The organism is Archangium sp., assembly GCF_057119385.1.
Map to the genome: position 1 here is coordinate 34,192 of NZ_DBNGVP010000181.1, position 25,578 is coordinate 59,769.

The 25,578-nt window shown below is 70.4% G+C and carries 13 protein-coding genes and 1 pseudogene; 12 read left to right on the forward strand and 2 right to left on the reverse strand.

What is annotated here, in order from left to right; translation table 11 throughout:
• Nucleotides 1-71: 71 nt before the first annotated feature.
• Nucleotides 72-6,764: a myxosortase-dependent M36 family metallopeptidase gene (locus tag AC16DP_RS42555; RefSeq protein ID WP_329733282.1), complete on the forward strand. Its 6,693-nt coding sequence runs from the start codon at nucleotides 72-74 to the stop codon at nucleotides 6,762-6,764.
• A gap of 91 nt (nucleotides 6,765-6,855) precedes the next feature.
• On the opposite strand, the gene AC16DP_RS42560 is transcribed toward AC16DP_RS42555, so the two are convergent.
• Nucleotides 6,856-7,401 carry a hypothetical protein gene (locus AC16DP_RS42560; RefSeq protein WP_329733281.1) on the reverse strand — a complete coding sequence of 182 codons (546 nt, stop codon included), beginning with the start codon at nucleotides 7,399-7,401 and terminating at the stop codon, nucleotides 6,856-6,858.
• Between the two features lie 129 nt (nucleotides 7,402-7,530).
• Between AC16DP_RS42560 and AC16DP_RS42565 the strand changes: the two genes are divergently transcribed.
• The 5 genes from AC16DP_RS42565 to AC16DP_RS42585 all read left to right on the forward strand — a co-directional run bounded on the left by AC16DP_RS42565 (nucleotide 7,531) and on the right by AC16DP_RS42585 (nucleotide 13,658).
• On the forward strand, nucleotides 7,531-7,824 hold the full coding sequence (locus AC16DP_RS42565) for an aldo/keto reductase (protein ID WP_329733280.1): 294 nt from the start codon (nucleotides 7,531-7,533) through the stop codon (nucleotides 7,822-7,824).
• 240 nt (nucleotides 7,825-8,064) lie between these two features.
• Nucleotides 8,065-10,638, forward strand: a complete 2,574-nt coding sequence (locus AC16DP_RS42570; protein WP_329733279.1) for a peroxisomal multifunctional enzyme type 2 — start codon at nucleotides 8,065-8,067, stop codon at nucleotides 10,636-10,638.
• Between the two features lie 36 nt (nucleotides 10,639-10,674).
• A complete protein-coding gene (locus tag AC16DP_RS42575; protein WP_329733278.1) occupies nucleotides 10,675-11,853 on the forward strand; it encodes a lipid-transfer protein in 1,179 nt (392 codons plus the stop codon).
• Between the two features lie 90 nt (nucleotides 11,854-11,943).
• A complete protein-coding gene (locus AC16DP_RS42580) occupies nucleotides 11,944-12,906 on the forward strand; it encodes a DUF5995 family protein (RefSeq protein ID WP_329733277.1) in 963 nt (320 codons plus the stop codon).
• Nucleotides 12,907-13,007: 101 nt separating this feature from the next.
• Nucleotides 13,008-13,658 carry an imm11 family protein gene (locus AC16DP_RS42585; protein WP_483957054.1) on the forward strand — a complete coding sequence of 217 codons (651 nt, stop codon included), beginning with the start codon at nucleotides 13,008-13,010 and terminating at the stop codon, nucleotides 13,656-13,658.
• On the opposite strand, the gene AC16DP_RS42590 is transcribed toward AC16DP_RS42585, so the two are convergent.
• A complete protein-coding gene (locus AC16DP_RS42590) occupies nucleotides 13,655-17,638 on the reverse strand; it encodes a protein kinase domain-containing protein (protein ID WP_329733275.1) in 3,984 nt (1,327 codons plus the stop codon). The two genes, AC16DP_RS42585 and AC16DP_RS42590, sit on opposite strands and share 4 nt — an antisense overlap.
• A 295-nt stretch (nucleotides 17,639-17,933) precedes the next feature.
• Here AC16DP_RS42590 and AC16DP_RS42595 point away from each other — a divergent pair, with 295 nt between their 5' ends.
• The 6 genes and pseudogenes from AC16DP_RS42595 to AC16DP_RS42620 form a co-directional block, all read left to right on the forward strand.
• Nucleotides 17,934-20,177: a CHASE domain-containing protein gene (locus tag AC16DP_RS42595; protein ID WP_329733274.1), complete on the forward strand. Its 2,244-nt coding sequence runs from the start codon at nucleotides 17,934-17,936 to the stop codon at nucleotides 20,175-20,177.
• 199 nt (nucleotides 20,178-20,376) lie between these two features.
• Nucleotides 20,377-21,861 carry a CoA-acylating methylmalonate-semialdehyde dehydrogenase gene (gene mmsA / locus AC16DP_RS42600; RefSeq protein WP_329733273.1) on the forward strand — a complete coding sequence of 495 codons (1,485 nt, stop codon included), beginning with the start codon at nucleotides 20,377-20,379 and terminating at the stop codon, nucleotides 21,859-21,861.
• A gap of 15 nt (nucleotides 21,862-21,876) precedes the next feature.
• Entirely contained in the window at nucleotides 21,877-23,130 is a 1,254-nt protein-coding gene (locus AC16DP_RS42605) for a GTP cyclohydrolase II (RefSeq protein WP_329733272.1), read from the forward strand.
• Complete coding sequence (locus AC16DP_RS42610; protein WP_329733271.1) at nucleotides 23,123-24,313, forward strand: URC4/urg3 family protein; 1,191 nt, start codon at nucleotides 23,123-23,125, stop codon at nucleotides 24,311-24,313. Before AC16DP_RS42605 ends, AC16DP_RS42610 begins: the two co-directional genes overlap by 8 nt.
• Before the next feature lie 78 nt (nucleotides 24,314-24,391).
• The gene (gene upp, locus AC16DP_RS42615; protein WP_329733270.1) at nucleotides 24,392-25,030 is read left to right on the forward strand and encodes a uracil phosphoribosyltransferase; all 639 of its coding nucleotides are present in this window, start codon (nucleotides 24,392-24,394) and stop codon (nucleotides 25,028-25,030) included.
• A 34-nt stretch (nucleotides 25,031-25,064) separates the two neighbouring features.
• Nucleotides 25,065-25,578, forward strand: a pseudogene (locus AC16DP_RS42620) (AHH domain-containing protein); the annotation flags it as partial.

Below are 25,578 nucleotides of genomic sequence, written 5' to 3' on the forward strand. Positions count from 1 at the left end.
GATTCTCAGGTCGCGAGAAGTCTCGGAGACGCTCCCCGTCCCGCTGTCGTACGCAAAGGGAGCTCCCCCACGTGAGAAGGTTGGTTGCCACGCTGTCAGGGCTGGCGCTGGTGTTGTCGGGTACAGGCGCCGCGGCCCGGTCGTTGCCGAACTACGATGCACTGCAGGACGTGAAACCCACGGGCCCGAGCTTCAGGCCGGTGGAGGAGCCGGGTGCGCGCGTTGCCCATCAGGACGAGCGGACGGGTTCGCCCACGTTCCTCTGGGTCAACAAGGGCAGTCCCCCGGCGCGGTTGATGGCGCCCTTCGCGCGCATGGCGCCGGGGGAGGCCGCCCTGGCGCAGCTCTCCGAGCACGCCAGCCTCTACGGCCTGAGCTCCCTCGAGTCGGCGGGGGCGCGGGTGCAGTCCGTCAGCCAGAACGAGCAGGGCGTCAAGGTGGTGACGATCGCCCAGGAGGCCGCGGGCATCGAGGTCTTCCGGCAGTCGCTCCGCCTGCTGCTCAACCGGAGCAATGACCTGGTGGCCGTCTCCGGCACCCTCTCCAAGCATGTCTCCGCGGACGTGCCCGCCTCGCGCGTGCGCTTCCAGCTGACGGCCTCCGAGGTCATCGCCCTGGCCTACCAGGACCTGACGGGGCACGCGCTGGACAAGAGCCTGCTCGCGCCGGTGGACACGAAGCTGGAGACCGGCCGCTACTCGCACTACGAGCCGGTGTCCTACGCGCGCCCGCTGACGGAGCAGTTCCTGCTGCCGGCCCGGGCCAAGCAGGTGCTCTACTCGCTGCCGGGCGGACTCGTGCCCGCGTACTACGTGGAGCTCAACACGGGACGCGCGGACAGCAAGGAGTCGGACTACTACGCGTACGTCGTGTCCGCGGCGGATGGCCGGCTGCTGCTGCGCAACAACCTGACGGCGGACGCGGAGTACAGCTACCGCGTCTTCGCGGACGCCACGCCGCCGTACACCCCGCATGACGGCCCCTCGGGCACCCAGGCCACGCCGCACCCCACGGGCACGCCGAGCGGCTTCTTCCCGGCGTTCGTGCCGCCCTCGCTGGTCACCCTGCGGAACGCTCCCTTCAGCCAGAACGATCCCTGGCTGCCGGACGGCGCCACGGAGACCACCGGTAACAACGTGGACGCGTACGCGGACCTCGTCGCGCCGGACAACTACAACGCGGGAGACCTGCGTCCCTCCGTCACCGCGCCGGGCGTGTTCGACCGGACCATGCGCTTCGACATCGAGCCGAACGCCGATGCGGAGCAGATCGCCGCGGCCACCACCAGCCTGTTCTTCCTGAACAACTGGCTGCACGACTGGTTCTACGACTCGGGCTTCGACGAGGCGTCCGGCAACGCGCAGACGGACAACTACGGCCGCGGAGGCCTGGGCGGCGACGCCATCCGCGCGCAGGCGCAGGACTACAGCGGCCTCAACAACGCGAACATGTCCACGCCGGCGGACGGCAGGTCCCCGCGCATGCAGATGTACCGCTTCTCCGGCCGCGACGCGCGCGTGACGGTGAACGCGCCCGAGAGCATCGCGCGTGACTTCGCGGCGGGTATCGCCGGGGGCTTCGGTCCGCAGTCCTTCGACACCACCGGGGACGTGGTGGGGGCGCAGGACGGCGTGGCCACCAGCACCGACGCGTGCACCGCGCTGTCCAACGCGGCGGAGGTGGCCGGGAAGATCGCCCTGATCGACCGTGGCAACTGCGACTTCACCGTCAAGATGACGAACGCGCAGAACGCGGGGGCCATCGGCGTCATCCTCGTGGACAACGTGGACGGTCTGCGCTCGAACATGGGCGGCACCTCCACCACCATCACCATTCCCTCGCTGCGCCTCACGATGGCGGAGGGCAAGGTGCTGCGCGAGGCCACCGGCGTCAACGTGCGGCTGTACCGCGCGGCGGCTCCGTACCTGGACGGCACGGTGGACAACATCATCGTGGCGCACGAGTGGGGCCACTACATCAGCAACCGCCTCATCGGCAACGCGGCCGGTCTGGTCAACAACCAGGGCCGCGCCATGGGGGAGGGCTGGGGTGACTTCACCGCGCTGCTGATGGTGACGCGCGCGGAGGACGCCCTGGTGGCCTCCAACGCGAACTGGAACGGGGCCTACGCCGCGGCCGAGTTCGCCACGCGTGGCAGCTCCCCGGACTCCGCCTTCTTCGGCATCCGCCGCGTGACGTACTCGGCGGACATGGCCCGGAACGCGCTGATGTTCCGCCACATCTCCGATGGCGTGGCGCTGCCCACCTCGGCGCCCATCTCCCCGGGCGGCGTCAACTCCCAGGTCCACAACTCCGGTGAGGTGTGGGCCACCATGCTGTGGGAGTGCTACGTGTCGCTCCTGCGCGCGCATCCGTTCGAGGAGGCGCAGCGCCGCATGAAGAGCTACCTGGTGAACGGGTTCAAGATGACGCCCGTGGCGCCCACCTACCTGGAGGCGCGTGACGCCATCATCGCGGCGGCCAACGCCAACGACCCGGCCGACGGCGAGCGCTTCTGGGCGGCCTTCGCCCGGCGCGGCGCGGGCGTGGGCGCGGTGGCTCCGGACCGCTACTCCACCAACCACGCCGGCGTGGTGGAGAGCTTCAGCGTCGGGACGAACCTGGAGCTCGTCTCCGCCGTGTTCGCCGATGACCTGGCGACCGGCTCCTGCGACAAGGACGGCGTCCTGGACAACGGGGAGACGGGCCGCATCATCGTCACCGTGCGCAACTCGGGCTCGAAGGAGGCCAGCAACACCAGCGTCACCGTGTTCTCTCCCTCCGCGGGCGTGACGGTGGGCAACGGCGGCTCCATGCGCTTCCCGGTGATTCCCGTGGGCGGGCAGGCCGAGGTGTCCGTGCCCGTGACGCTGCGCGGCGCGACGAAGGGACAGGTCGTCAACTTCAGCCTCGCCTTCCGTGACGAGGCCCAGGCGATTCCGGGGGACAAGGTCCACGCGTTCGGCCTCGAGACGCAGTACGACGAGGCGCCCGCCACCACCGCCACGGAGACGGTGGAGGGCCGGACGCTGCCGTGGGGCTTCGAGTCCGACACCACGCTGACCCCGGGCTCCTTCCAGGTCGTCGAGTTCATCGCCGACCTCAACCGGGCCTTCTTCGGCCCGAACCTGGGCGCCCCGGGCGACATCCGCCTCGTCACCCCGCCGCTGGAGGTGAGCGCCACGGAGCCGCTCGTCCTCTCCTTCCGTCACGCGTATGACCTCGAGTTCGACGCCACCGGCTACTACGACGGTGCCGTCATCGAGCTCTCCAGCGATGGAGGGGCGACGTGGGTGGACATCGGTGACTCGCTGTACACCGGTACGATCATCAACACCACGACGGGCAAGAACCCGTTGAAGGGCCGCCGCGGCTTCGTGGGGACCTCGGCGGGCTTCCCCACGCTGGCGCCCGCGACGCTGGACCTGGGGACCGCCTACGCGGGCCAGACGGTTCAAATCCGCTTCCGCATCGGCTCCGACGACGCCGCGGCGCGCACGGGCTGGTTGCTGGATGACCTGGCCTTCACCGGCATCATCGGCACGCCCTTCACGAGCATCGTCGGCGAGGACGGCGTGTGCATGAACCGTCCGCCCGTGGCCAACGCGGGCACGGACCTGACGGCGAACGAGCGCTCGCGCGTGACGCTGTCCGGCAGCGCGTCGGACGTGGATGGGGACAGCGTGAGCTACAGCTGGGCGCAGGTGTCCGGCCCGGCGGTGACGCTCACGGGCGAGGACACGGCCACCCCGTCCTTCACGGCCCCCGAGGTGACGGGTGACAGCGACGTGGTGCTGCGGCTGACCGTCAGCGACGGCACCCTCACCGCCAGCGACACCGTGACGGTGCGCGTGCTGAACGTCAACCGCGCGCCCACGGTGAACGCGGGCCTGGATGGCTCGGCCAGCGAGCGCGGCGGCTACACGCTCTCCGGCTCCGCGAGCGACGCGGACGGCGACACCCTCAGCTTCCTCTGGACGCAGGTGTCCGGCACGCCGGTGGCGCTGAGCAACTACGACAAGGCGTCCGCCACCTTCGCCACGCCGGAGGTCGCGTTCGACGAGGTGCTCACCTTCCGCCTGACGGTGAGCGACGGGCAGAGCAGCGTCAGCGACACGGTGGACGTGGCCATCCACGACGTGAACCGCGCGCCGGTGGTGACGGCGTCCTCGGTGACGGTGGATGAGCGCAGCACCGCCACGCTCGAGGCCACCGCCTCGGACGCGGACGGGGACACGCTGAGCTACAGCTGGACGCAGCTGACCGGTACGGCGGTGACGCTCTCCGGGGCCAACACGGCCCGGGCCACCTTCTCCACGGGCGAGGTGAGCGCCGACAGCGTGCTCACCTTCCGCGTGACGGTGAGCGACGGCCGGGCCACGGCCACCCAGGACGTGGTGGTGAACGTGCGCCAGGTCAACCGCGCGCCGGCCGTGAACGCGGGCGTGGATGGCTCCGTGAACGAGCGCGAGTCCTACACGCTCTCCGGCTCCGCGAGCGACCCGGACGGGGACACGCTGAGCTACAGCTGGGTGCAGGTGTCCGGCACGCCGGTGGCGCTGAGCGGTGCCACCTCGGCCTCCGCCACCTTCACCGCGCCGGACACGGCGTCCGGTGAGACGCTCACCTTCCGCCTGACGGTGAGCGACGGCAAGGTGACCAGCAGCGACATGGTGAGCGTGACGGTGAATGACGTGAACCGCGCGCCAGTGGTGACGGCGTCCTCGGTGACGGTGGACGAGCGCAGCACCGCCACGCTCGAGGCCACCGCCTCGGACGCGGACGGGGACACGCTGAGCTACAGCTGGACGCAGGTGTCCGGCACGGCGGTGACGCTCTCCGGGGCCAACACGGCCCGGGCCACCTTCTCCACGGGCGAGGTGAGCGCCGACAGCGTGCTCACCTTCCGCGTGACGGTGAGCGACGGCCGCGGCGCCACGGCCACCCAGGACGTGGTGGTGAACGTGCGCCAGGTCAACCGCGCGCCCACGGTGAACGCGGGCGTGGACGGCGTCGTCAACGAGCGCGCGTCCTATACGCTCTCCGGCTCCGCCAGCGACGAGGACGGCGACACGCTGAGCTACAGCTGGGTGCAGGTGTCCGGCACGCCGGTGGCGCTGTCCGGTGCCACCTCGGCCCGGGCCACCTTCACCGCGCCGGAGACGGTGTCCGGTGAGACGCTCTCCTTCCGCCTGACGGTGAGCGACGGCCAGAGCAGCGCCAGCGATACGGTGAACGTGGTGGTGGACACGGTGAACCGCGCGCCGGTGGTGACGGTGCCCGCGGTGACGGTGGACGAGCTCAGCACCGCCACGCTCGAGGCCATCGCCTCGGACGCGGATGGTGACAGGCTGACCTATAGCTGGACGCAGCTGACCGGCACGCCGGTGGTGCTCTCCGGGGCCGACACGGCCCGGGTCACCTTCTCCGCGGGCGAGGTGAGCGCCGACAGCGTGCTCACCTTCCGCGTGGAGGTGTTCGATGGCTTCACCACCGCCAGCTCCGACGTGGCGGTGACGGTGCGCAACGTCACCGTCAACCGCGCGCCCACGGTGAACGCGGGTGTGGATGGCACCGCGAACGAGCGGAGCGTCTACACGCTGAGCGGCTCCGCGAGCGACGTGGACGGTGACGCTCTCAGCTACGCCTGGGTGCAGGTGTCCGGTACCCCGGTGGCGCTGACCGGTGCCAGCACGGCGTCCGCCAGCTTCATCGCGCCGGAGACGGCTTCCGGCGAGACGCTCTCCTTCATGCTGACGGTGAGCGACGGCAAGCTGTCCGCCAGCGACACGGTGGACGTGGTGGTCAACGACGTGAACCGCGCGCCGGTGGTGACGGCGTCTCCGGTGACGGTGGACGAGCGGAGCACCGCCTCCCTCGTGGCCATCGCCTCGGACCCGGACGGCGATGCGCTGACCTACGCCTGGACGCAGCTGACCGGCCCGTCGGTCACGCTCTCCGGCGCCAACACGGCGACGGCCACCTTCGCCACCGGCGAGGTGCCCTCGGACCGCGTGCTCACCTTCCGCGTGACGGTGAGCGACGGCAAGGCCTCGGCCACCCGTGACGTGTCGGTGACCGTGCGCAACGTCAACCGCGCGCCCGTGGCCAGGGCGGGGACCGCGCTCTCCGCGGTGTCCAATGCCACCGTCAACCTCGACGGCAGCACGAGCGCGGACGCCGATGGCGGCACCCTGACGTACCAGTGGACGCAGGTGGGGGGTCCGTGGGTGACGCTGGCGGGGGCGGACACCGCCACGCCGTCCTTCACCGCTCCGGCCGTGAGGTCCAACACCGACCTCGTCTTCCGGCTGGTGGTGCGGGATGGCTCGCTCTCCAGCGAGCCCTCGACGGTGACGGTCACCGTCTCGCCCGCCGACAACCAGGCGCCCGTGGCCCGCGCCCGCATCCTCCTCTCCGGCAGCCAGGAGTCCATGACGCTCGATGGCTCGGCCTCCAGCGATGGGGAGGGGGACGCGCTCACCTACAGGTGGGAGCAGATCAACGGCCCGTCCGTGCAGTTCAGCAACGCCAACCAGGCGGTGCTGAACGTGGACGTGCCCGCGACCGGTACCTACAGCTTCCGTCTCACCGTGACGGATGCCCGCGGGGCCTCGCACAACGCCACCGTGGAGGCCACGGCCACGCTGTCCACCTCCACGCCGGAGCCGGGCGGCTGCTCCTCCACCGGCACGGGCGCCCCGGCCAGCGTGCTCGGCCTGGCGCTCCTCGGCCTGCTGCGCCGCCGCCGCTGGTTGAACTGACAGACCGCTGAACTGTCGTGCCCCGGCGGCCGGCCCCTGTCACCCAGGTGCCGGCCGCTGGTGTTTCGTGGGCCCGTGAGGTGCTCCCACTTCAGTGGCCGAACGAGTTGTACCTGCACCCGGAGTTGATCGGCTCCGAATGTCCGCCCATGTCGTGCGGGACGCCGACCTCCACCGTGCCCGTGCACGTCCTGCCCTTGCTGTCCTTCGCCGTGAAGGTGATGCAGTACACGCGCCCGTCTTCCCGGCCGCTGCGCTCCGCTCGCACCTGCACCCGATCCCGGTAGTCGCCCACCCACTTCGCGTCCGGTGCCGTGTCACCGTCACCCAGGCCATCCACGGGCTCGTCCTGCAGCACCTTCTTGATGGTCACCTTGAAGGACTTTCCGTACTCGTCCTTCCCGCTCAGCGTGACGGTGTGGAGCTTGTGGTTCGGCGGCCAGAGCAGCTTCGGGTCCGCCTTCACGCTCTTGCAGGAGGAGTCGTCCCACTGCGCGCTCACGCCGTCTCCGTCGTCCAGCGTCAGCTCCTCCTGCTCGTCGAGGGGGTCCTCCTCCTCCATCGGGCCACCGCAACCCGAGACTCCCAGCATCGCCACCAGCGTGAAGAGCGCCGTCTTCGTCCAGGTTCCCCGCATGTCCCTTCCCTCCGTGCCGCATGCTGGCGGGCCGAGTCGAGGTGCCCGCCTCCTGTCTTCAGGGTGGGGACCCGGAGGTGCCCTCTTCCATGGGGCGACGGGGTGGGGGCTCTGCTCCCGCTCTCACGCGTGAATTGCACTCGCGGGCGGGAGGAACGCTCCTCCGCACGCCTGCTCAGTCCCGGGCAGTCACGGACGCCTGGACAGCTCGCCATCGCCTGGGTGCTCGCGCGCCAGCCCGGCTTCGTTCCCGTCGTGGGCGCGAAGACCGTGGCTCAGCTCGAGGACTCGCTCGGGGCGCTGTCGCGGACCTTGTCGAAGGCGGACCTCGCCGCCCTCGATTCCATCGTGACCATCTCGGGTGAACGGTACGGCGCGGAACAGATGAAGCACCTCGACAGTGAGCGCTCCGCGCATCCGTAACGCGGAGCGTCGTGTCGCTCGGCGAAACCCGGGAGCCACTGGGGCGCACACGGAGTCAAAACCCGGGGGCCGTGGCACCCTCACCCCGTCCCTCTCCCGAGGGGAGAGGGGTTCTTGGGGAACCTGGGAACATGGCGTCCTGGGGTTGTTTGCGGTGCCTGGCTTCTGGTGGGGTGCTGGATTGACTCACTTGTCAAAGTGACCGGCTCGTCGTCTGCTCCCGCTCCGCAAGGAGACTGAATGGGCAACGAGCTTCGTTTCGACGGGAAGGTCGCCATCGTCACCGGTGCCGGTAACGGCCTGGGCCGCTCTCACGCGCTGCTGCTCGCGAGCCGTGGAGCGAAGGTGGTCGTCAATGACCTCGGCGGTTCCAGCACCGGCGGCGGCCGCGGCTCCGAGGCCGCCGACAAGGTGGTCGCTGAAATCAAGGCCGCTGGTGGCGAGGCCATCGCCAACTACGACTCCGTCGAGGACGGCGCGAAGATCGTCCAGTCCGCGCTCGATACGTGGAAGCGCGTGGACATCGTCATCAACAACGCCGGCATCCTCCGCGACACCAGCTTCCAGAAGATGACCGAGCAGGACTGGGAGCTCATCTACCGCGTCCACGTGCTCGGCGCCTTCCGCGTCACCCAGGCCGCCTGGCCCCACCTGCGCGACCAGGGCTACGGCCGCATCCTCTTCACCGCCTCCGCCGCCGGCATCTACGGCAACTTCGGCCAAGCCAACTACAGCATGGCCAAGCTCGGCCTCGTCGGCTTCGCCAACACCCTCGCCATCGAGGGCCGCAAGAAGAACATCCTCGTCAACGCCATCGCCCCCATCGCCGGCAGCCGCATGACCGAGACCGTCCTCCCCAAGGAGGTCGTCGATGCGCTCCGCCCCGAGTACGTCAGTCCGCTCGCCGCCTGGCTCTGCCACGAGGACTGTCAGGAGACCGGTGCCCTCTTCGAGGTCGGCGGCGGCTTCATGGCCAAGCTGCGCTGGGAGCGCACGCGCGGCAAGGTGTTCAAGCTCGGCCGCGCCATCACTCCCGAGGCCGTCCAGAAGTCCTGGGAGTCCATCACCGACTTCACCGGCGCCACCCACCCCACCGACGTGGCGGGCGGCATGCAGCCCGTCATGGACAACCTCACCTCCCAGAGCAAGGGCGGTAACGAGCTCATCGACGTCGACGCCGCGCTCGGCTACGAGTTCCCCGAGACGCGCTCCGCCTATGACGAGCGCGACCTCTCGCTCTACGCCCTGGGCGTGGGCGCCGCGCAGGATCCGCTCGACACGAAGGAGCTCCAGTACGTCTACGAGCTCCACGGCGAGGGCTTCCGCCCGCTGCCCACCTACGGTGTCATCCCCGCCCTCAACTCCGTCCTGAAGATGTCCGCCGAGGGCAAGCAGGCCCCGGGCCTCAACTACGGCCTGGACCGCGTCCTCCACGGCGAGCAGTACACGGAGCTGCTCCGCCCGCTGCCCGCCAAGGCCACGCTGCGCCACAAGGGCCGCATCAAGGACATCTTCGACAAGGGCAAGAACGCGCTCGTCGTCACCGAGGTCACCAGCTACGACGCGCAGACGGGCGAGCCGCTCGTGCGCAATGAGATCACCACCTTCGTCCGTGGCGCGGGCGGCTGGGGCGGCGAGCGTGGGCCGGTGACGGACATTCCTCCTCCGGAGCGCGCGCCCGACGCCGTCATCACCGAGAAGACGCACGAGAACCAGGCGCTCCTCTACCGGCTGTCCGGAGACTGGAACCCGCTGCACGCCGACCCCGAGTTCGCCCGGAACTTCGGCTTCCAGAAGCCCATCCTCCACGGCCTGTGCACCTTCGGCTACGTGGGCCGCCACGTCATCAAGGCCTTCGCCAATGGCGACCCGCGCCTCTTCAAGAGCATCCGCGTGCGCTTCGCCGACACCGTGCTGCCCGGCGAGACGCTCCGCACCGAGATGTGGAAGGACGGCGAGCGCGTCATCATCCGCTGCAAGGTCGTCGAGCGCGACAAGGTCGTCATCAGCAACGCCGCCGTGGAGCTCCACAAGGAGGTTCCCTCGGCCCAGGCGAAGCCCGCCGCGCAGGCGAGCGCTCCCGCCGCGGCCGGTGGAAGCTCCGCCAGCGCGAAGGTGTTCGGCGCCATCCGCGCCTACGTGGCCCAGCACCCCGAGCTCGTCGCCAAGGTGGCCAACGTCTACCTCTTCAAGCTCACCCAGCCGGACAGCACCTGGACCCTGGACCTGAAGAACGGCGCGGGCTCGGTGCAGGAGGGCGCGCAGGGCAAGGCCGACTGCTCGCTGGAGCTCACCGACGCGGACTTCCTCGCCATGACCTCCGGCAAGGCCGATCCGCAGAAGCTCTACTTCGGCGGCAAGCTCAAGATCACCGGCAACGTCATGGCCTCGCAGAAGCTCGGCTTCCTCGCGAAGGTGGGCCCCGCGGGGGATGCTCCCGCGAAGGCGGCCGCGGCTCCGGCTCCGGCCTCGGGCAGCGAGAAGACGGGCAACGGCCGTGCTCCCGCCATCTTCAAGGCGCTCGGCGAGCGGCTGGCGCAGAAGCCCGAGCTGGCCCGCGAGCTGGGCGCCGTCATCCAGTTCCACGTCACCGAGCCCCAGGGCTCCTGGGTGGTGGATGGCAGGGACACTCCCGGCGTGCGCGAGGGGAAGGCCGGCAAGGCGGACCTGACGCTTCGCCTCTCGGACGAGGACCTGGCGGCCCTGGTGCAGGATCCGCAGGCCGTGCAGCGGCTCTACCAGCACGGCAAGCTGCGGGTGGACGGAGATGTCCGGGTGGCCTCGCGCCTGGGCTTCCTCAAGCAGCTCATCTGACGGTCACGTGAACCCACACGAAAAGGAACAACAACCATGGGACGTCGAGTCAATGTCATCGGAGTGGGGATGGTGAAGTTCGCCAAGCCGGGCGCCAGCGAGGAGTACGACGTCATGGCCTCCAAGGCGGCCCAGGCGGCCATCAAGGACGCGGGCATCTCCTATGGCGACATCCAGCAGGCCTATACCGGTTACGTCTTCGGTGACAGCACCTGTGGCCAGCGCGCCGTGTACTCGGTGGGCCTCACCGGTATCCCCGTCATCAACGTGAACAACAACTGCTCCACCGGCTCCACCGCGCTCTACCTCGCGCGCCAGGCCGTCGAGGGCGGCATGGCCGAGTGCGTCCTCGCGCTCGGCTTCGAGAAGATGGAGAAGGGCGCGCTCGCCTCCAAGTTCGACGACCGCGCCAATCCGCTCGAGCGCCACGTGGACACCATGAACCGCGCCCAGGGCATGAACCAGTCGCCCTTCGCCGCGCAGATGTTCGGCGGCGCCGGCCGTGAGTACCGCTGGAAGTACGGCACGAAGCGCGAGACCTTCGCCAAGATTTCGGAGAAGGCCCGCAAGCACGCGAGCAAGAACCCCTTCGCGCTCTTCACCCAGACGCTCTCGGTGGAGGAGATCCTCGCCTCGGACGAGGTCTTCGATCCGCTCACCCGCTACCAGTGCTGCCCGCCCACGTGCGGCGCCGCCGCGGCCATCGTCTGCTCGGATGAGTTCGCCCGGAAGCTGGGGCACTCCAACCCCGTGTACATCGCCGCCCAGTCGATGACCACGGACCTGCCCTCCAGCTTCGGCGACAGCATGATCAAGATGGTCGGCTTCGACATGGCGGCCCTCGCCGCGAAGCAGGTGTACGAGAAGTCGGGCCTCGGCCCCGAGGACGTGGACGTCGTCGAGCTGCACGACTGCTTCACCGCCAACGAGCTGCTCACCTACGAGGCGCTCGCCCTGTGCAAGGAGGGCGAGGCGGAGAAGTTCATCTGGGACGGGGACAACACCTACGGCGGGAAGTTCGTCACCAACCCCTCGGGCGGGCTGCTCTCCAAGGGCCACCCGCTGGGTGCCACGGGGCTCGCGCAGTGCACGGAGCTCGTCTGGCAGCTTCGGGGCCAGGCCGAGCAGCGCCAGGTCGAGGGCGCCCGCGTGGCGCTGCAGCACAACCTGGGCCTCGGCGGTGCGTGCGTGGTGACGATGTACCGCCGCGACTGAGCGGGCAGGCGGGCGATGGCGGCCCGCGTCACACCTGGCGCTCTCCCTCTCCATCCCTCCTGGACGACGGCACCGAGAGGGAGAGTGGCCATGGCCGATACCTTCACCGCTTCGACGCTCGCTTGCGGCTCTGATTGCAAGGACGGACAGCACAAGCCCCGGAACACGGGCGAGGCGCTGCTCTGCATGAAGAAGGAGCTGGAGCAGCTCTACGCGCGCAATGATGGCCGCGCCATCTTCCTGCGCGCCTACTTCGTGATGACCACGCAGGTGAACGCGGCGGTCCATGGGACGGGGGACTTCGAGCAGACGGGCCCCATCTTCTTCGACCCCGCCTGGGTGGACAGGCTCGCGGGCCGGTTCGCGGCGCTCTACTTCGAGTCCCTCACGCGCTCGCGTGCGTGCTCCCCCGACAACAAGCCCATCTGCGCGGCCTGGGGGATGGCGATGGAGCAGGCCGCCCGGCGCCGGCCGAGCATCCTTCTGTGCATGCTGCTCGGCATCAACGCGCACATCAACTTCGACCTGGCCCAGGGCATTCATGAGATCGTCCGGGAGGATCTGCGGCGCCTACGGCAGGAGTTGAAGGATCCGGAGACGCGGGACCGCCGGGTCGCGGAGCAGATGGCGCGGTGGAAGTTCGACCATGACCAGATGAACAACGTCCTCGTGCGCACCAACCCGAAGATCCAGGAGATTCTGGGCCGGGAGTTCCGGGGGGCCATGAGGCTCTTGAGCAGGATGGGCGGACAGCTCGACGAGCTGCTCACCAGCGCGGGGCTGCGGTACTACCGCGACCGTGTCTGGAACAACGTGCTCGGGTTGCTGGCGGCCGGACCGGAGGAGTTCGAGAAGGTGAAGCTGCGGCTGGGCTGGGAGTCCCAGCAGATGGCGGAGTTCCTCCTCGAGGGCGGCTGGCTGAACAACGCGGTGTTCCGGCTGGACAGGGGCCTGCGCCGGGGGCGCTTCGAGGGCAGGTTCCAGCCCGGCCTGGATGGGGTGGAGGTCCACGCGGCGGGACGTCTGGACCACCGGCTCCAGCGGCCCTTCTGATGGGGAGGCCCCCTGAAGGGGGGCTCACAGAGGCTGTGTTGCGCCTATGCTCGGCCGCACCCGCGATGGCTACTGAGCAACCGTCCACCCCGCGCTTCTTCGTGCTCGAGCACGAGGCGTGGGGAGCCCACGACACGATGTTCGACAGGGCTTCTCCTGCCAATTTCGCAGCGGCCCCTCGGTGCCCGGTGTGCGGAACCATCCTCGGCATGCGGCTGTGGCTGCCGCCCTACCAAGGCGAAGTGGAACTGTATGGCAAGGCCTTCGGCGACTTCATGGACGGGCCGGCCTATGACATCCTCATCTCCGAGCGCATGGCCGAGGCCTTCCGGGCAGACGGGCTGACCGGGTTGCAAGGCTTCCACCCGGTGGAGGTGACGCGCGTGCGCGTCAGGCGCAAGAATCCGCAACCTCTCGAGGTGCCTCGTTACTTCGTTGCCAGTCCCTGTTTCGGCCGAGCCGCCGTCGATGAGGCGCGCAGCCGCTTGCGCATTCGCGAGCCCATGACCTGCGCCGAGTGCCGCTCCATCGCAGTGAATTCCATCCATGGCCTCTCGCTGATGCCGGGCACCTGGGCGGGCGAGGACGTGTTCCGCCCCCGGGGCATCCAGGGTTTCATCTTCGTCTCCGAGCGTTTCGCCTCTTTCGTCCAACGCCATGCGCTGACGAACATGAAGTTGATTCCCACGGAGGAGTTCGTCTGGGATACGTCGCGCCTGGGCCCCCCACCAGACGCTTCTGGCTCCCATTAGTGGGCATGGTGCTCCGGGGGGACGGCCCCCAGTGCCTCCCGGGCCCGTTGCTCGAAGGCGCGGGCCCCCTGCTCGTGGGCCACCTGGATGGCGCGCAGGAAGCACTCGCGCGCGTCCAGCTCGTGGCCGAGCTCCCGCAGCGCCTCGCCTCGCAGCCGGTGCAGCTCCGCCTCGTAGAAGTGCTGGCCCTCCGTGGGTGCCCGCTCCAGCGCCTCGTTGAGGAGCGCCAGCGCCTCGTGCGGCTGTCCCAGCTTCAGGTGCAGCTCCGCCAGCAGGCCGAGGTCGTGGTGGAACAGGCCGGCGCTGATCCCCGGTCCCCTCCAGGCCGCGATGCCCTCACGGATGAGCTTCAGCCCCGCGTGCGCCTGTCCCAGCTCGGCCAGGGCCCAGCCGTGGATGAGCGTGGCCCAGATCTCCGAGGCCCGGAAGCCGTGCTCGTGCGCGAGGGAGATCGCCTGGGCGGACCACTCCAGGGCACACCGGGCCTCGCGGCGCAGCTGGCAGGCCACGCAGATGTAGTTCAGCACGGTGGCCGTCGTGTGCGGGTGGCCGATGCGCCGTGCCAGCTCCAGCGCCTCCTGGCTGGAGCGCCAGGCCTCCTGCTCGCGGCCGAGCGCCGAATACACCATGGCCCCGAAGGCCAGCGTCGTGGCGCGTGGGTTGATCCACTGTTTCTCGGCGATGGCCCGGTGCGCCTCGAGCGGCAGGTCCGGGCAGGCCAGTCCCCGCTCCACGTGCTCCCGCGCGGCGGCCAGCTCTCCCCAGATGTAGAAGGTGGCCGCCATCATCCGGTGTCCCAGCGCGAGCAGCTCCATGTCCTGGTGGCGCTCGCCCTGTGCCACGAGCTGTCCCGCGAGCTCGTGCGCCACGCCGTACTCGGCGCGCGAGAACGAGTAGACGAAGAGCCCCCAGTAGGACAGTTGCAGCCGCGGCAGTGCCTCGCCCACCTGGTGGATGAGCTCGCGCGCCCGAGCGTACGTGCGCTCCACCTCCGGCGAGCGGTAGCCCTGCACCTGGGCCAGCGGGATGCCCAGGGCGATGAGCAGCCGCAGCTCCTCCTGCATCCGCTCCGGTGTGTCCGGCTGCAGGCGCAACAGCCGCAGGGCCTGCTGGAAGTGGCTCACCGCTTCCTGGTTGGCCGAGCGCACGCTGGCGCGCTGTCCGGCCTGGAACCAGTAGCGGATGGCTGGCGCGTCCTCACCGGCCTCGGTGTAGTGGTGGGCGAGCAGCTCCGGCTGCGTCTGGCGCACCTCGGGGGACTGCTCCAGCAGGGCCTCGGTGATGCGGTGGTGCAGCTTGCGGCGCGCGCTTCGCGGCAGCGACTGACAGGCCGCGTCCTGCATGAGGGCATGACGGAACCGGTAGCCTGGCCCCGCCCGCTCGTGGAGGGGCTGCAGGAGTCCGGCCTCGATCAGTCCCTCCAGGTCGCGCTGGAGCGCCGCTGGGCTCCGCCGGGTCAACGTGGCCAGCAGCGCGTGCGAGAAGCTGCGCCCGATGGCCGCGCACTCCTGGGCCAGTGATTTCTGCCGGGGAGGCAGGAGATCCAACCGCGCCAGCAGCAGCTCGTGCAGGGTGATGGGGATGGCGTCCGGGGTGCCGCGCTCCAGCACCATGTGTGTCAGCTCCTCCACGAAGAGGGGGACGCCATCCGTCCGGGCCACCAGTTGCTGGACCACCTCGGGGGGCAGGCCGCGGCCTCCCGCCGCCTCGCGCACCAGGGCCGCGGTGTGCTCCGGAGACAGCCGCTCCAGCACGAGCCGGTGCAGCCGCGGGTGGATGGGCCAGGGCGGGTGGAAGTCGGGCCGGGCGCTGAGGACGAAGAGGATGCGCTGGGGCTCCACGCGCTCCACGAGGTACTCGAGCAGCTCCAGCGTGGAGGGGTCCGCCCAGTGCAGATCCTCCACCACGGCGAGCACCGGGTGCTCCCGGGCCACGCTCGACAGCAGCGACGCCAGCGCCTCCAGGGTGCGCTCCTTGCGCCGCTCCGGCGAGAGCTGGAGCGGAGGCCGCTCCTCGGACTCGGGCAGGGACAGCAATTGCCCCAACAAGGACACGTGCTCCGCGGAGAGCCCCAGGGACTCCGGCCATACCGCGTGAGAGGCGAAGAGGCGGCGCAGCACCTCGATGATGGGTTGGAAGGCACTGGTGCTGGACTGCGGCCAGCACTGGCATTGGAAGTGGATGCAGAAGTCCTGGCAGACGCGCGCGTGCAGCTCCTGGATGAGCCGGGACTTGCCGACCCCCGGCTCGCCGGTGACGAGCACGAAGCCGTCCTGGCCCCGCCGCGCCCTCTCCCAATACGTGAGCAGCCGTTGCAGCTCCTGCTCGCGTCCCACCAGCGGCGTGAGGCCCCCGGTGACGATGGCCTTCTCGAAGCGGTACGACGCGGGCCGCTCGCTCAGCACGCGGTACAGCCCCAGGCGCGACGTCCCCGACAGGCCCTCGTAGACGAAGGTGCCGAGCGGCTCGGCCTCGAACCTCCCGCGCACCAGCGCCCAGGTGGCCTCGCTGGCGGTCACGGTGTGGGGCCCGGCCTGGGCCGCCAGCCAGGTGACCACCTTCGGGGCCTCGCCCTGGAGCACGAGCGTCCGGTTGCCGTGCTCGCGCGTGGGCTCGCTCAGCGTCACCTGGTCCGTGTGCAGGCCCACCTTCACCGCCAGCACGTCCGAGGCGAGCCGGGGCAGCTTGCGCTGGAGCGCGGCGGGCAGCTCGCGGGCCAGCGCCAGCCCCGCCTGCACCGCGTGCTCCGAGTCGTTCTCGCGCACCAGCGGGTAGCCGAAGCAGGCCAGCACCTCGTCACCCATGGCCAGGACGATGGAGCCCCCGTACCGCTGGACGAGCTCCGCGCTCCGTTGGTGGAAGGCCTCCTCCAGCTCGCCGATGTCCTCGGCGTCCAGCACCTGCCCGGGCATGGCCAGTCCCGTCAGCCGGCACGCCACCAGCGTCACCTGCCGCCGCTCGGGCCTCACGCGGCGCGGGGCCTGCCAGCGCATCCCGAGCGACTCCCTCACCTCGCGCAGCTCCTCGACGAGCTCCTGCCCCGTCTGGAAGCGCCGCTCGGGCGCCTTGGCCAGCATCGTGCGCAAGAGCGGCTCCACCTCCCGGGGCAGCTCCGGGTGGTGCTCGCGCACGGATGGGACGGGCTCGGCCGAGAGCACCCGGGCCCGCAGCTCCTGCAGGCTGGCGCTCGGGTAGGGCGTGCCCCCGGTGAGCATCTCGTACAGCACGATGCCGGTGGACCAGATGTCCGTGCGCTCGTCCTGCCGCTCGCTCCGCCATTGCTCCGGCGCCATGTAGGCCGGCGTGCCGGCGTTGGGCAGGTCCTCGAAGCCCGGCGCGCTGCCCTCCTCCAGCAGCCACGCCAGGCCGAAGTCGAGCAGCTTCACCTCGCCCTGCTTCGTGAGGAAGACGTTGCTCGGCTTGAGGTCGCGGTGGATGACGTGGTGCTCGTGAGCGTGGGCCAGCCCCGCGGCGATGCCCGCCAGGAGGGCGAGGGCGCGCCGGGGCTCCAACCGGGGCTCGCGTTGCAGCAGCGCCGAGAGGGACTCGCCCCGCAGGCACTCCATGATGAGGAAGGGGACGCGCGGCTCCCAGGCGGCGCCCACCCACTCGGACGTGTCGAAGAGGCGGACGATGTTCGGGTGGGCGAGCTGCGCGATGGCCAGGGCCTCCTGCCGCAGCAGGGAGAACAGCTGGCGCTCGTCCAGGGGCGTGCCGGGGAGCAGGAATTTGAGCGCCACCTCGCGCCGCAGCCGCGCGTCCCAGGCGCGGAACACCCGGCCCATGGAGCCACCGCCGAGCGGCTCGAGAATCTCGAACCGCTGGCCGTCCTTCCCGCCCAACCGCTCGCCGAGCGCGGGGATGCGCAGCAGGGCGGACTCCTGGGAGACGGCCTGGAGCAGGTCATCCCCGAAGTCCGAGTCCTCGAACCCGGAGCCCGAGCCGTCTCCATCGCCAGTGCGACCGGTGTTTCCCGGCATGGTCTTCCCCCAGCATCCCGGCACCCGGCATGGCTGGGCCCCAAGGTAGAGAGCGTCCAGACCCCGGGCAATGCAAGTGGCCCGGCGGGGCAGGAAGGCGTTGGCCATCCACTCCCTGGAGAGAGTCCCGTCGCGGGCCGGGTGACTTCCGCCAGGCGGTTCGCACCGGGGATGGAGCGGGCTTCTACAAGGGTTGTGCACCGAGCACCGGGTCCGTCCATCCCCGGCTGGCGGGCCAGTCAGGTCCGCACGTGAGCGGGGATGGCAGCGGACGCTGGTCTACCTGATCGCCTTGATGAAGCTCCTCCGCCATTCACCGTTCCATCGCCTGCCCCGGCACCTGGTGCCCGTGGGCGTGCTCGCCCTCAGCCTGCTGCTCACGGCCTGTGTCTGTGTGCTGCTGGGGTTGTCCGCGCGCGCGCGGGACGAGGCGCGCTTCGAGAACCTGGTGCAGACGACGTCCGACCGCATCCAGCGCCGGCTGGACACGTACGTCGCGCTCCTCCAGGGCACCGAGGGCCTGTTCGCCACCCAGCAGGAGGTGACGCCGGCGGAGTTCTCCGCGTACGTGCACCTCTTCGATCTCCAGTCCCAGTACCCGGGCATCCAGGGGCTCGGCTTCACGCGGCGCTTCTCGCGCGAGGAGCGCACCCGGGTCGAGCGCCGGGCGCGGGCCACCCTGGGCCTGCCGGGCTTCCAGGCCTGGCCCGAGGTGCCCGGGGACGAGCTGCACTCCATCACCCTGCTGGAGCCGCGCGACCTGAGGAACCTGGCGGCCATGGGCTACAACATGTACTCCGAGCCCATCCGCCGCGAGGCGATGGCGCGCGCCCGGGACACGGGCCAGCCCGCGCTCACCGGGAAGGTGACGCTCAAGCAGGAGATCCACGAGGACAAGCAGGCGGGTTTCCTCCTGTACCTGCCCGTCTACGAGGGAGGGCACGTGCCGGCCACGCTGGAGGAGCGGCGCGAGCGGCTCCTGGGTTTCGTCTACTGCCCCTTCCGCGCGGATGATCTGCTCAACGGCATCTTCGGCACCGAGCGGCATCCGCGCGTGGCCTTCCAGCTCTACGACGGCCTGGAGGTGGACGAGGCGCGGCTGCTGCACCGCTCGCACGGCCCCGAGGCGCTGGCGTACGAGCCGATGTTCACCACCACCACCACGCTGCTGGTGGCGGGGCGGCCCTGGACGCTGACCTTCTCCTCGCTGCCGGCCTTCGACGCGACGGCCACGCGGCCCATGGTGCTGCTGCCCTTCTCGGGGCTGGGCACGCTGGTGAGCCTGGTCTTCTTCTTGATGATGCTCGCGCAGGTACGGGCGCGCGGGGAGGCGGAGCGGAGCGCGGACGGGCTGCGCGTGGCGCTCGCCGAGCGGGCCCGCGTGGAGGAGCAGCTGCGCGAGGCGGACCGGCGCAAGGACGACTTCCTGGCCATGCTGGCGCACGAGCTGCGCAACCCCCTGGCGCCGGTGCTCACCGCCGTGCAGCTCATGGAGCGCAAGCAGCAGGCGGGCCTGGGCACGGAGCGGGAGCGCGAGGTGGTGGAGCGCCAGGTGCACCACATGCGGCGGCTGGTGGATGACCTGCTCGACGTGTCGCGGGTGACGCGGGGCAAGATTCAGCTGCGCACGCACCCGATGGACCTGGTGGCCTCGGTGGGCAGGGCGGTGGAGGCGGCGCGGCCCTTCGCGGACTCGAGGGGGCACACGTTGCGCGTGGAGCTGCCGGACGGGCCGGTGTGGACGGAGGCGGACCCGGTGCGGCTGGTGCAGGTGTTCACCAACCTGCTGCACAACGCGGCGAAGTACTCGGAGCCCGGGGGCCGCATCACCCTGACGCTGGCGCGCGAGGGCGGCGAGGCGGTGGTGCGGGTGGCGGACACGGGCATGGGCATTCCGGCCGAGGCGCTGCCGCACCTCTTCGAGCCCTTCATGCAGGTGGCGCGCACGCTGGACCGGGCGCAGGGAGGCCTGGGCCTGGGGCTGACGCTGGTGAAGCAGCTGGTGGAGATGCACGGCGGCCGTGTGGAGGCCGCGAGCGAGGGCGTGGGCAAGGGCAGTGTCTTCACGGTGCGCCTGCCGCTGCTGCCCGAGGCGCGCGTGCCGGTGGCGCCGGTGGAGGCTCCAGCCGAGGGAGAGGCATCCACCGGGGGACGCCGCGTGCTCGTGGTGGACGACAACGTGGACGCCGCGGAGCTGCTGGGCGAGGTGCTGGAGATGGATGGGCACCGGGTGACGGTGGTGCACGACGGCATGGCGGCGCTGGAGCGCCTGGGCGCCGAGGCTCCCGAGGTCGTCTTCCTCGACATCGGCCTGCCGGGGATGGATGGGTACGAGGTGGCGCGCAGGATTCGCGAGCGCTCGGGCGGCGCGGGCCCGAGGCTGGTGGCCGTGACGGGTTATGGGCAGGCGTCGGACCGGCAGCACGCGCGCGAGGCGGGCTTCGATGCGCACCTCGTCAAGCCGGTGGAGCTCGAGCAGGTGCGCGAGCTGGTGGCGGACGTGGGAGACGGCGGGGCCGGTGCGGCCGCGTTGAACTGACGGCGCTCAACGGCAGCCCACCGTGCGAGCGCTCCGGGACGCAGGGGCCCGCCGCTGTCACTGCGCGGCGCGTCGTAGGGGCCGAATGTTGGGAAACAGACCTTCTTTCCGGGCCTGCTTGCTCCCCTCGGATTACCGGGTTTGGCCAAGCAGTTGTTATGCTTCGGATTCACACAGTCGTCACAGTGGGGGAGCGCGAGTGTCCTTCGTCCAGTTGCCCGAGAGCGTCACCACCTGCCGCAACCTCGTGGGAGGCGAGTGGCTGGTGCCGCGAGACGCCTCTCTGCTCGACGTCCACAGTCCATATACCGGAGGAGTCATTGGCCGCGTGCCGCTGACGCCCGCGGAGGGGGTGGCCCAGGCGGTGGAGGCGGCCCGGGCCGCGGCGCCCGGCTGGCGCGCCACGCCCCTGCGCGAGCGCACCACGCTCATGAGCCGCTTCCGCACCCTGCTCGAGTCGAACCTGGATCGCCTGTCACATCTGGCGGCGAGCGAGGCGGGCAAGACGGTGGCCGAGGCGCGCGCGGGCCTGCTCAAGGGCCTGGAGGTGTGTGACTTCGCGCTCTCGCTGCAGAACCTGGACAGCGGCGGCGCGATGGAGGTGAGCCGCGGTGTCTCGTGCGAGTTCCGGCGCGAGCCGCTCGGCGTGGTGGCGGGGATTACCCCGTTCAACTTCCCGGCCATGGTGCCGATGTGGATGTTCCCCATCGCGGTGACGGTGGGCAATGCCTTCATCCTCAAGCCCTCGGAGAAGGTGCCGCTGACGGCGTGCGCGCTCGGCGAGCTGATGGTGGAGGCGGGCATTCCGCGCGGAGTCTTCTCCGTGGTGCACGGAGGCCGCGAGACGGTGGAGGCCCTGGTGGCCCACCCGGACGTGCGCGCGGTGGGCTTCGTCGGCTCGTCCGCGGTGGCGCGGCGCGTGTACGCGGAGGGCAGCGCGCAGGGCAAGCGCGTGCTGGCGCTCGGCGGGGCGAAGAACCACCTCATCGTCGTGCCCGACGCGGACGAGGCGCTCACCGCGCAGTCCGTGGTGGACTCCTTCACCGGGTGCGCCGGCCAGCGCTGCATGGCGGCCAGCGTGCTGCTCGCGGTGGGAGACGTGCAGCGGATCATCGAGCAGGTGCGTGAGCGCGCCTCGCGGCTGGAGGTGGGGCCCGGCATGGGCGCCCTCATCGACCGCGCGAGCCTCACCCGCCTGGAGACGGCCATCGCCGCCGCGGAGCGCGCGGGCGCGCGGGTGCTGCTGGATGGGCGCGGGAAGAAGCCGGCCGGGGAGAAGTGGGCGGGCGGCTACTGGCTCGGGCCCACGATTCTGGATGGGGTGCGCCCGGAGATGGAGGCGGCGCAGCGGGAGCTGTTCGGCCCGGTGCTGTCCATCGTCCGCGTGCCCACGCTGTCGGCGGCGCTCGAGGTGGAGAACGCCTCGCCCTATGGCAACGCGGCGTCCATCTTCACCACCAATGGCGCGGTGGCGCAGGCGGTGGTCGAGGGCGCGCGCGTGGGCATGGTGGGCGTGAACGTGGGCGTGCCCGTGCCTCGCGAGCCCTTTTCGTTTGGTGGTACCGGTGAGTCCAAGTTCGGCCACGGTGACATCACGGGGGCGTCCAGCCTCGGTTTCTGGACGGACTTGAAGAAGGTCACCCGCAAGTGGACCTCGCGGACCGATGGCAGCTGGATGAGCTGAGAGGATCGAATTCCCATGGCTGATAAGAAACCCGTCAATCACATCCGTCTCACCTCGCATCCGGACAGCGACGCCCAGGTCACCCCCATCCGTTGGGCAGACCCGGAGCCGATGCGCCGTGGCCCCGTCATCGCCACGCTGACGGATCCCTCGCAGCGCAACGTCATCGGCACGCACTCGGGCTCGTACGCCATCTACCGGGCCGTGGCCGTGGCCGCCGGGCAGCTGACGCAGGACCACCGGCCGGATCTCACCAACACCGCGCCCGCGGTGCAGATTGGCCCCCACAAGGCCTGGGCGGACCCCGAGCGCATCGTGTCGATGGATCCGTGGGGCGCGGTGGCGCCGCAGGCCTTCCGCGCCTGGTTGGAGCAGGGCGTGGACATCCGGCCCACCATCGCCATCACCCGCGCGCACATCAACATGCCCGAGCTGCGCGATGCCATCACCGCCGGCCGCCTCAAGCCGGACGGGCACATCCTCTGCGCCAACGGTGACGTGAGCGTGGTGAAGGCCGCGGTGGAGCCGGTGTGGTACCTGCCCGGCGTCGCCAGGCGCTTCGGCCTCACGGAGGCGCAGCTGCGCCGCGGCCTCTTCGAGCAGACGGGCGGCATGTTCCCCGAGCTCATCACCCGCTCGGACCTGGAGGTGTTCCTGCCGCCCATTGGCGGGCTCACGCTCTACTTCTTCGGGGACATGGACACCATCTCCAACCCGGACGTCCCGCTGGCGGTGCGCGTGCACGACGAGTGCAACGGCTCGGACGTGTTCGGCAGCGACATCTGCACGTGCCGGCCGTACCTCACGCATGGCATCGAGGTGTGCATCCAGACGGCCCAGCAGGGCGGAGCGGGCGTCATCGCGTACTCGCGCAAGGAGGGCCGCGCGCTGGGCGAGGTGACGAAGTTCCTCGTGTACAACGCGCGCAAGCGCCAGGAGGGCGGGGACTCGGCGGCCACCTACTTCCACCGCACCGAGTGCGTGGCCGGCGTGCAGGACATGCGCTTCCAGGAGCTGATGCCGGACGTGCTGCACTGGCTGGGCATCACCCGCATCCACCGCTTCGTGTCCATGAGCGACATGAAGCACGACGCCATCGTCCGCTCGGGCATCGAGATTCTCGAGCGCGTGCCCATCCCGGAGGAGCTGGTTCCCGCGGACGCCAAGGTGGAGATGGAGGCGAAGAAGGCCGCCGGCTACTTCACCACGGGCAAGGTGGCCTCGAAGGAGGAGCTCGCGGAGGTGAAGGGCAGGTCACTCGATGCGTGAGCCCTCCTCCGTGGTGGCGTACCTGCGCAGCCCTCGCGCGATCCGCGAGCGCTGCCGGGCCCTGCTGGAGCTGGGCACCGCCGGGCAGTTGAAGCACTTCCGCGTGGACATGGACCGGCTGCCCGCCGTGGCGGACTACGTGCTGGCCGTGACGCGCGAGTCGTACCCCACGCTGGACATTCCGGTGCACAGCCGGTGGGGACACTTCGACGTGGGCGGCGTGCGGCGCAACGCGGAGCTGGATGCGCGGCTGGCCTCGCTGCCGCGCGCCGAGCGGGCCCGGGCGAAGCTGGACCTGGCCATCACGAGCGTGCTGCTGGACGCGGGCAGCGGGCCCACGTGGAAGTACGTGGAGGCCGGCGGTGGCACGTATGCGCGCTCCGAGGGCCTGGCCGTGGCCAGCTTCCGCATGTTCCTCGCGGGGGCGTTCTCCTTGGACCCGAGCCAGCCGTTGCGGGCGGACGCCGAGGGGTTGCAGCGGCTGACGCTCGAGTCTCTGGCGCGGGGCTTCCAGGTGACGGAGTCCAACCCGCTGGCGGGGCTGGAGGGACGGCTCGCGCTGCTGCAGGGGTTGGGACGGGCGCTGCCGAGGCCCGGCGCGCTGTATGACCAGGTGTCGGCGTGGGGCTCGCGAGTGCCCGCGGCCGAGGTGCTGGGCCGGGTGCTGGAGTCACTGGGGCCCATCTGGCCGGGGCGCATCACGTTGGACGGGGTGAACCTGGGCGACGTGTGGCCGCACGCGATGCTGGGACGCGAGGGGAGCCCGGAGTCACTGGTGCCCTTCCACAAACTGTCCCAGTGGCTGACGTACTCGTTGCTGGAGCCGCTGGAGGAAGGCGGCATCACGGTGACGGACCTGGACGTGCTCACCGGACTGCCCGAGTACCGCAACGGAGGCCTGCTGGTGGACCTGGGCCTGCTGGTGCCGAGGGACGGGCGGCTGCTGACGGACGCGTACGCACCGGGCGCGGAGCCGATCGTGGAGTGGCGTGCACTGACGGTGGCGCTGCTGGACGAGGTGGCGAAGCGGGTGCGCGAGCGGTTGGGGATGACGGCGGAGCAGTTGCCGCTGGCGAAGGTGCTGCAGGGCGGGACGTGGAGCGCGGGCCGGAAGATCGCCGCGGAGAAGCGTCCGGGAGGCACGCCGCCCATCCGTATCGAGAGTGACGGGACGGTGTTCTGAAGTGCCCTCCCTCTCCCTCTGGGAGAGGGCCGGGGGTGAGGGTCTTCTTTCTATTACTCGAGCAACGAGGAGGGAGCCGTGACGTACCCTGACAACTGCACCGTGGTGGACCACCCGCTGGTGAAGCACAAGCTGACCCTGATGCGGCGCAAGGACACGAGCACGGCCTCGTTCCGCGCGCTGCTGCAGGAGATCTCCCTGCTGCTCGCCTACGAGGCGATGAGGGATCTGAAGGTGCGCGAGGAGACCATCGAGACGCCGATGATGGAGACGATGGCTCCGGTGCTGGACGGAAAGAAGCTGGTGCTGGTGGCGATCCTGCGCGCGGGGCAGGGCATCCTGGACGGGATGCTGCAACTGGTGCCGAGCGCGCGCGTGGGACACATCGGTCTGTACCGGGACCCGAAGACGCTGGCGGCGGTGGAGTACTACTACAAGGTGCCGAACCAGCTGGCGGACCGTGACGTCATCATGTGTGACCCGATGCTGGCGACGGGGAACTCGGCGGTGGCGGCGCTGAATCGGGTGAAGCGCAGCAAGCCGGGGAGCCTGCGTTTCGTGTGTCTGCTGGCGTGCCCCGAGGGCCTGGCGAACCTGCGCGAGCATCACCCGGACGTGCACGTCTACACGGCCGCGGTGGACGAGAAGCTGAACGAGCACGGCTACATCCTGCCGGGCCTGGGAGACGCGGGAGACCGGCTCTTCGGTACGCGGTAGCCCGAGGTCCGAGGGCCATGCATGCTGCCGGAGCATGAGTGACTGCTCCTGGCCGCGCATGGCCGTGGCCGTGTGGTTCCTGTTGGTGGTGTCGTGTGCGACGTCCCCGGAGGTGCCACCTCCGGAGGGACGGAGTGCGGCTAGGCCCACGGTGGTGCGGACGCGCCCGTTGCCGGGTGGTGCACTGCAACTCGCGTTCGAGCCGGTAGCGCCTGACCTTGGCCTGGAGCGGGTGAGGGTGGAGGAGGCGCGGGAGGTGCTCGCGGCTTTCCGTGCATCCTTCCCGCGAGAAGAGGGACGGCGCTTCCGGCTGGTGAGCACGTCGACGGAGTCGGGGCTGGAAGAATGGGAGCAACGGATGCGGGAGGACTTCGTGTCCCGGTTCGGCCCGCCCGAGGTGGCGCTGCCCTGGGGGCTGGAGACGAGCCGGCTGCTCATGGCGTTGAAGCTGTCGCCCCGCTACATGGGCGAGGGAGTGCGGGAAGCGGCGAGGGAGTTGTTCAGCTCGCGCGTCTTCCTCTCCAGCGTGGCGCTGTCGGTGCTGGTGT